The 3,276-nt window shown below is 37.8% G+C and carries 1 protein-coding gene; it reads left to right on the top strand.

The features are described from left to right. The first annotated feature begins 249 nt into the window (after nucleotides 1-249). Nucleotides 250-3,156, top strand: a complete 2,907-nt coding sequence (gene uvrA / locus Q0138_RS01920) for an excinuclease ABC subunit UvrA (RefSeq protein ID WP_297980142.1) — start codon at nucleotides 250-252, stop codon at nucleotides 3,154-3,156. Nucleotides 3,157-3,276 lie beyond the last annotated feature (120 nt).

Genomic DNA, 3,276 nt, shown 5'->3' with positions numbered 1-3,276 from the left:
TCTTTCCCTACACGACGCTCTTCCGATCTTTGATGGTAAAGTCGGAATTCATCTAAATCTGACATCCGGCAAACCTCTAACGGAAGATGTGGCATCCGACCGGGTTATGTGTGATGATGGCGGAGAGTTTACCGCTGATTTTGCCAGAAGTCTTAAAACGCGATTTTTTCTTCCAAAAAAGACAAGAGACAATATCGAAAAAGAGATAAGGGCCCAGTTTGATAAATACCGGGAACTGGGAGGTGTGATGTGGCATGTGGATTCGCACCATCATGTACATACGGATCCGTCGGTATGGAAAGTGTTAAAGAGGGTTTTAAAGGATTACCCGGTGGGATCAGTCCGACTCGGAAGGAATATGTACATAGGCGGAAATCCTCTCTTGCATTTGACACTATTTATGCTGAAGGACAGCGTAGATATGTAGAATCATTATCCGCTTATGCCAGACAATTTTTAGGACAAATGAAAAAACCTGAAGTTGATTATATCGAAGGGCTTTCTCCTGCAATCTCAATAGATCAAAAGACTACAAAAGTAAATCCGAGATCAACTGTAGGAACCATTACTGAAATTTATGATTACTTACGTTTATTGTATGCAAGAATTGGAATTCCCCACTGTCCAAACTGTGGAAAGGAGATTTCACATCAGACCATTGGTCAAATAACAGAATCAATTATTGGAGAAGGTGAAGGAACTAAAATCCACATATTGGCTCCCGTCATCAAGGATAGAAAGGGAGAGCATAAGGATATTCTAGATGACTTTAGGAAAAAAGGTTTTGTTAGAGTAAGGGTCGATGGAGAAATCAGAGGCCTTGATGAGGATATAGAACTTGCAAAAACATATAGACACAGCATTGAATTGGTGGTTGACAGACTTAAAATAAGAAAGGGTCTTGACTTCCAGAGAAGATTGTCAGATTCTGTAGAAACCGCCTGTAATTTTGCAGATGGTATGGTATCTGTCATATATAATAAGGTGGACGATGAAGGAAATGATATTGAATACGAAAAAACCTATTCCGAAGACTTTGCATGTACAGATTGCGGCATAAGTTTCCAGGAATTGACACCAAGAATGTTTTCATTCAATGCACCCCAAGGAGCATGTCCTGAGTGTAATGGTATTGGAACAAAAATGGAAATGGACCCTGATTTAATCGTTCCAAACAAGGATTTATCATTGAATGAAGGTGCAATAGTGCCTTGGTCAAAATCCAATAAGAAGGATAACTATTATTTCCAAATGCTTAAGGCGGTTAGCGAACATTTCAACTTTAGTATGGATACCCCATTTAAGGATTTAACTGAAGAGCAACAGAAAATATTGCTTTACGGCTCAAAGGAAAAGGTGGCTTTTACTTTCAAAAGAAGAAACAGGAGCTATAGGGTTAACCGTAAATTTGAAGGTGTAATCACCAGAATGGAAAGATTATATCTTGAAACAAAGTCAAACTATAACAGAAAATACATTTCCAAATTCATGAGTGACTTGAAATGTCCTGTTTGTGACGGAAAAAGACTTCGTCCAGAGGTTTTGGCTGTAACCGTTGGAGACAAGTCAATCATAGATGTATGTGACTTGTCCATAAAGGAAAGCTACAAGTTCTTTGAAAATCTTGAGCTTACAGAAAGGCAGATGTTTATAGGAAAGGAAATCCTTAAGGAAATCAAGGCAAGATTGAAGTTCCTTGTAGATGTAGGGCTTGACTATATCAGCATGAGCAGGTCTTCAGGTACTCTCTCTGGTGGAGAAGCTCAAAGAATCAGGCTTGCTACCCAAATCGGTTCAGGATTGGTCGGTGTTTTATATATTTTGGATGAACCTAGTATCGGTCTTCACCAAAGGGATAATGTAAAGCTTATTGAAACCCTAAAACACCTTAGGGATATTGGAAACACCTTGATTGTAGTGGAGCACGATGAGGAAACAATACTCTCTGCAGATTATGTTATAGACATAGGCCCTGGTGCTGGAGAGCATGGGGGCAAGATTATAGCTGAAGGAAGCCCGGAAGAGATTATGGCTTCTGAAGATTCCATAACCGGAAGATACCTATCAAGAAAGGAGTCAATTCCAATCAACACTGAAAGAAGGGCTGGAAATGGCAAGTTCCTAAAAATCAAGGGAGCAAGAGAAAACAACCTTAAGAATGTTGATGTTGAGATTCCTTTAGGACTGTTCACCTGTGTTACAGGAGTTAGCGGTTCAGGTAAAAGCAGTCTAATCAATCAGGTCCTTTATAAGGGATTATCAACAATAATCAACAGGAAATATATGCATCCCGGCAAACATGATGCAATCGAAGGTGTTGGAAACATTGATAAGATCATTAGGATAGACCAAACACCGATAGGCAGAACCCCGCGTTCAAATCCTGCCACATATGTAGGAGTATTTACTCCAATAAGAGAACTCTTTGCAGAAACACCTGAAGCCAAGGCAAGAGGGTATAAACCTGGCAGATTCAGTTTCAACGTTAAGGGAGGAAGATGTGAAGCATGTTATGGTGATGGAATAATCCAAATAGAAATGCATTTTCTTTCAGATGTTTATGTTCCTTGTGAGGTCTGTAAGGGTAAAAGATATAATGATGAGACCTTAGACATTCGTTACAAGGGTAAAAATATCTATGAAGTTCTTGAAATGACTGTAGAGGAAGCTTTAAACTTCTTTGAAAATGTTCCTAGAATTGCTAGAAAACTTCAGACATTGTATGATGTAGGTTTGGGATACATTAAACTAGGGCAACCTGCAACCACATTATCAGGTGGAGAGGCTCAAAGGGTAAAACTTGCTAAAGAGCTTTCAAAAACAAGTACCGGTAAGACATTATACATATTGGATGAACCTACTACAGGTCTTCACTTTGATGACATTAAGAGATTGCTAAGCGTTTTGGACAGATTAACAGATGCCGGCAATTCTGTTGTTGTGATTGAACACAATTTAGATGTTATAAAAACAGCAGACCATATTATAGACCTCGGTCCTGAAGGTGGAGACGGTGGTGGAGAGGTTATTGCTACAGGAACACCTGAAGAATTAGCTCAATCTGATACTTACACTGGTAAATTCTTAAAAGAAGTTTTAAATGAGAATATTACCATTCATGCAAAAGAATTGGTAGAAGAAAATAGTGCAAAATAATTTAAAATTAATTTAATTATTTAATTTAATTATTATTTTATTAATTATTTATTATTTAATTACTATTTTCTATTTCTTTTTTTATTTTAAAAAAAAACAAGATAAATAAGATCGGAAGAG

Source organism: uncultured Methanobrevibacter sp., from assembly GCF_937906425.1.
In the GTDB taxonomy this organism is placed as follows: domain Archaea; phylum Methanobacteriota; class Methanobacteria; order Methanobacteriales; family Methanobacteriaceae; genus Methanobrevibacter.
Note: the sequence above shows the minus strand (reverse complement) of the source record. Positions and strands in the feature narration are given on the sequence as shown.